Raw genomic sequence first — 5,117 nt, 5'->3', positions numbered from 1 at the left:
GGCAAAACTATCGTGCGCTCTCAGAACGGCGCATTCGGCCGTAACGACCCTGTGCACCTGCGCAAAGTCATGAGCAAGATCAATGGACACCTCCATCGGCACCACGGAGGCGACCAGCGCATCACCCGCCTTCAGGCCCGCACGCGGCCGGTTGGGTGCGGACTCCCAGCCGAGTTGAAGCTCAGATTCGCCTGTGATGCGGGCAAGATAGATCAGGAAAGCCGCTAGTACGCACTCCGTGCGATCGATCGGCAGCAATTCGACCAAAGCATCGGGAGACAGCCAAGCACTCGACTGCCGTCGGGGCGATACCTCTTGTGAAGGCGACGCAAAGGGAAGCTCTAATGACTTGAACCGCTCAAGTCGCTGTCGCCAAAAACTCTCCCGAGGCGCCAACATTTCATGGGCAACAGTCATGTGGGCGCACCTCGTCGTCGCTTAGAATCGGAAGGCCAGCGCCCCGGTTTAGCTTGCAGCGACTTGACAATGTGCGCGCATTCAGCGCCCAACCATCCGGGCCGCCGAACCAGACGCCAACAGACCTGTCGCGACACGCCAATGGCCGGGTGATTTTCAAGCCAGCAACTGATCGGGCGGCTGGAGCGCTGAGACGGCACCTGCAGGCTCCTGATGCGGACGATTTCGTCGCTGTGAATGCCTTTGGCGAACACAGCGGACTGAAGCGATGCGGGCCAAAGAAGGCGCGCACCATCCATCGATCAGCGAATACCGGCTTGTCGGCGGCGGTCAGCTTAGAGACCATAGGGCCGGCATCCCGCGGCAACAGATGGCCGCGCTTGAGCTGCAGGTTGACGGCGGCCAAATCGATTGTCGGATCGGAAGCTGAGAGAGCTAGCAAGACAGTCGTGCGCCTTGGACGCGAGCGCACCAGCAGGCCTCCGACTTTGATCAATCGCGCAAGTTTCATCTGAATACTTAGACCAGGTGCTGCAAGGCCGTCGTTGTCGCAACGGACGTCCCCCATTTTAAGCAACCGACATGCCAACGACGTAGCGTGCATTCTCTTCAAGAAACGATGAACATCCCGCCGCGCTGTCTGGGTGCAGACAGTTTGCTGTCGCGACTACGCTAACGACGTCTTGAACGAGACACAGCTCACAGCACAGCCGAACGCGATGTTTACCGATATCACCCTTGCCGGTCAGAACGCTCTCACCATCTTCGAGTGACGCGTTGTTGAGAGTCAGAACATCCTACCGATAGGCATGCCGCTCGATGCGGCCTACGCGCAAACGCGGCGAGAAGATCGTCCGAGCAAAGCAAAAGATCAGTTTGCTGGAGCGCGGCAATCCCCGGGCAGCCAATGCAATGAGAAAGACGGCAGAAACGAAGCGAGCATCATCGTGGCGTCACCGATTGTCGAAATGGATAGCTGGCCATCACCTCAGGATCGAACTCGCCGAAACCGCCAGACTTGCGTTACCAATAGCGCTAACGCAGCTTGGGCAGATTGCGATGATGGCGACAGATCTTGCCTATATCGGCCGCATCGGCACCGAGGCGGTTGCCGCAGCCGCCCTCGCCGGCATGGTCTTGTCGGTCGGCCTGACCTTCGGAGCAGGCGTGATATCAGCGGTAGGTCCGCTCGCCGCACAAGCCTGTGGTGCTGCCGATGCCCCCCTTGTTCGGCGTTCGCTGCGCATGGGCCTGTGGATCGCAGTTGTCCTGTGGGTGCCGATCATGGCCTTGCCGGCGCATGGCGAGCGAATTGTGCTTGCGCTAGGCCACGGCCCAGCGACGGCACGGCTTGCTCAGCAATATCTGTTCGGACTCGCCTGGGGCATCTTGCCGTCGCTGTGGTTCTTAGCGATCCGCAGCTTCATGGCAGCCGTCAACCGGCCAACGCCAGCCTTATGGATCACCCTCGCCGCCATCCCGATCAACGCGCTGCTGGCCTATCTGTTGATCACCGGCAAGCTTGGCCTGCCGCAACTTGACTTGTTCGGGGCGGGGCTTGCGACCAGTCTCGTGAACTGTGCGACTTTCTTGGCCGGTTTATGGTTCGTCACAAGGTGTCATCCCTTTCGTGACTACCGGGTGCTGCTCTATTTGTGGCGCTTCGACTGGCCACTGATGCGGCAGCTCATCGTGGTCGGCACGCCGATTTCGGCCGCCATTTTCATGGAATCGGGGCTTTTCTCTGCGACGGCGCTCCTGATGGGTGTGATCAGCACCACGGCGGTGGCCGCCCACCAGATCGCGTTCCAGGTTACCACGATCCTGTTCATGATTTCTTTTTGCATCGGCATGGCCGCCAACGTGCGGATCGGGCACGCACTCGGCCGCAACGATCTGTCGGCCATCAGGCGAGCTGGTTTGGCCGCCATCTTGCTCGGAGTCCTGATCGCGGCGATTGCTACGCTTGCGGTGATCGGCGCACGCTTTGAGATCGCCGCGCTGTTCGTCGGCCAAGCGGCCAGCAATGCCGGCGCGACGATCGAGCTGACTGCAGCGCTCATTCTTGTTGGGGCGAGCTTCTTTATGACTGACGCCTTGCAGAGCATTGCGGCGGGTGGCTTGCGCGGTCTGAAGGACACGCGCGTGCCGCTCCTTTTCGCCGCCGTCGCTTACTGGCTGATTGGCCTTTCGCTCAGTTACGTGCTCGGCTTCAAAACCGGCCTCGGCGCCATCGGCATCTGGATTGGCTTGTCGATCGGCAAGGCCGTTTACGCGGCGCTCCTTGTGCTCCGCTTGCAGCTCTTGGCGAACAGACCTGGGTTCGCTTCAAATCGAGCGTCGAACCAGGGGTAGGAGCCAACTCCAGGGGCGGGGCACCAGCTGCGGTGAGCGGCAGCGACGTGGCGTGCGGCAACTAGGGAACGGCGCAAATTTGTTCGCCACGAAGCCAAGCCCCTTGAGCCCAGGAACAGCCATTGCGCTAAGGCCGCTTAGCGCACCTTCAGGCCCACAACGTAGCCGTCGTCGCGCTTGGCTTTGGTCGAAAGACTGAATGGCAACGCCGGGTCATCGAGGGTTGATCCTGAGCAAAACGGCGCTTCGAACAATTCCCCGTAGTTGAACTTCGTCGTCGTTTTGGCCGGCACGATTCTCACCGGGCTGTGGCCAGTCGAGGTCCTGGCATCAACGCTGTAGACAAGGACACCATCGCCGGTTGTTGTGTCGCAAGATTCGCCCAATATTGCGTAATGAAGCTGCAATCAGTTGGGCGTTTGTGCGAGGACGAATTATAGAACTGACCAAGCTCACGCTCCTCCCAATTATGATAGTGAGCTGCGATCCGGCTTCCGGTATTCTTCCATTCGAACCAATAAATCGCTCGTAACGGAAATCGCCAGGGCGGGTGGAGAATGATGGATCAGTAAATTCAAAATCGTGAGACGCTCTCCGAGCCATCGTGGGACTTCGCCCCAGCGAGCGGAAGCAAGTTGAGAGGTAAGAACCTGAGGCCGAGCATGACTCCAGTATTCGCAGGTCACGTGCGCGAGGGCGCATCCGATGTCCTGCCGCGCGGTCTGGATGCGAGCGAGGTCAATCGCTTCCAGGATAGACGCAACAGCCTTTCTTCGAACGGTTGCGAAGGGACGATCGCGGCCACTCCTTTAGAGATACTCCCTATGGTCCGTATGGTCCATGACATCGTCATGAGCTCGAGCTGTTAGTGCATCCGGTTCCTCGACATTCAGATAGACCTAGGGGCAGTCAGCTTAGTGGAGGGACGACTGCATTTGGCGTGATGTCGAGAAGATGCTCGCAGTCAGCCTCGAGGCGGATCCCCCTACATCTTGGAATGTCGCGGCAGATTTGGCCGTCGCTCTACGTCTTCACTCCGCCTCAATGTCCAGCTTCAGCATCAATGCGACAAGCTGCAGGGCTCGCGGAGGGAGAATGACTGGCGCGGCGCAGCTTTCAAGAATTGGGGTGAGGCAGAGCGCAAAAGCATCGTGGGGTTCATACATCGGCCAACATCTGCGATGAGAGGAGTACTGGTCGAGGCAACAGCCTTAGGCGTGCGTGCAAATTGAAATGTGGAGACGTTGGGTTGCGAGCAGATTTTTCGCGTATCAATCGGGATAAAGCTATCTTCGATGACATTTACGCTTTGGATGATCCAAGAGCGTATTTCTCCGTCCTGGGAGGCTTGGATTATATGATCCCGGATGTGGCAGAGCCGGTCGTGCGTCAGATTCTGGCAGCGAAAGCTTCGGCAACCAGCGTTAAGCCGATCGTGCTTGATGTCGGCTGTTCATACGGCATCAACGCGGCGGTGCATCGGTTTCCACTGACCTTCGGCGGCTTGCGTCACCGCTATGCCCGGCGCGAGATGAGGGCGATCAGTTCCGAGACACTGGTGGATCTCGATCGCAAGTTTTATTCGGCTTGGCCTGATGTTGGTCTAGCGCGGTTTATCGGTCTCGATGTATCCGCACCGGCAATCCGCTATGCAACGGCCGTTGGCCTGCTTGAGCAGGGTATTGTCGCCGACCTTGAAAAGGAATCGCTTTCGACGGAAGGCGCGCGTATTCTCCGTTCCGCTGATGTCATCATGTCGACGGGCTGCATCGGCTACGTCACCGAGAAGACGTTCAGCAAAATTCTCGATGTGACAGAGACGCGTCCATGGATCATCTCTTTCGTGCTGCGGATGTTCCCGTATGATTCCCTGGCTGCGACGTTCGAAAAGCGTGGTCTTGTGACGGAACGCCTTACTGGTGCGACATTTATTCAGCGTCGATTTCGCGACGCCGAGGAATTTGAGAGGAGTTTGGCCACTTTGGCAGCTCTTGGCATCGATGCGACCGGACTTGAATCGGAAGGTCTGTTCCACGCCGATCTGATCTTGTCCCGCCCTGCATCGGATGCACGCGCCGCTCCCCTGGAAGACATTGTCACCGTCGCCAGCGGTCGAGGTCGGCCAATCGGACCGCGTTACGTTCACGTTGGAAGTCACGAGGGTTTGCAGGTCACACTGGAGCCGTGAGAGGTTCGCGTTTTCAAAGATAGCCGCGCGTGCGCCGCCGGAACGGCGGACGCAATTAGATCATGCTCCCTTCCTTTCGAGGTTGGAGCATGATCAGGCTTTGACTGCGCGGCTGCGACAAGCGTATCCGCCGAGCGTGGCGATGCCGGGTCCGGGC

The 5,117-nt window shown here is 58.8% G+C and carries 3 protein-coding genes; 2 read left to right on the top strand and 1 reads right to left on the bottom strand.

The window, feature by feature from the left end; translation table 11 throughout:
- The first annotated feature begins 1,236 nt into the window (after nt 1-1,236).
- A complete protein-coding gene (locus tag JJC00_RS08755; protein WP_246774144.1) occupies nt 1,237-2,772 on the top strand; it encodes an MATE family efflux transporter in 1,536 nt (511 codons plus the stop codon).
- Nucleotides 2,773-2,909: 137 nt separating this feature from the next.
- Here the strand turns inward: JJC00_RS08755 and JJC00_RS08750 are convergent, their stop codons facing one another.
- Nucleotides 2,910-3,065 carry a hypothetical protein gene (locus tag JJC00_RS08750; RefSeq protein WP_200472201.1) on the bottom strand — a complete coding sequence of 52 codons (156 nt, stop codon included), beginning with the start codon at nt 3,063-3,065 and terminating at the stop codon, nt 2,910-2,912.
- Nucleotides 3,066-4,129: 1,064 nt separating this feature from the next.
- Here JJC00_RS08750 and JJC00_RS08745 point away from each other — a divergent pair.
- Nucleotides 4,130-4,960, top strand: a complete 831-nt coding sequence (locus tag JJC00_RS08745; protein ID WP_433996521.1) for a class I SAM-dependent methyltransferase — start codon at nt 4,130-4,132, stop codon at nt 4,958-4,960.
- The last annotated feature ends 157 nt before the right edge of the window (nt 4,961-5,117 follow it).

The sequence above is a fragment of the Bradyrhizobium diazoefficiens genome, from assembly GCF_016616885.1.
Classification (GTDB): Bacteria; Pseudomonadota; Alphaproteobacteria; order Rhizobiales; family Xanthobacteraceae; genus Bradyrhizobium; species Bradyrhizobium diazoefficiens_F.
The sequence above is the reverse complement of the archived record's forward strand: the minus strand, read 5'-3'. Positions and strand labels throughout refer to the sequence as shown.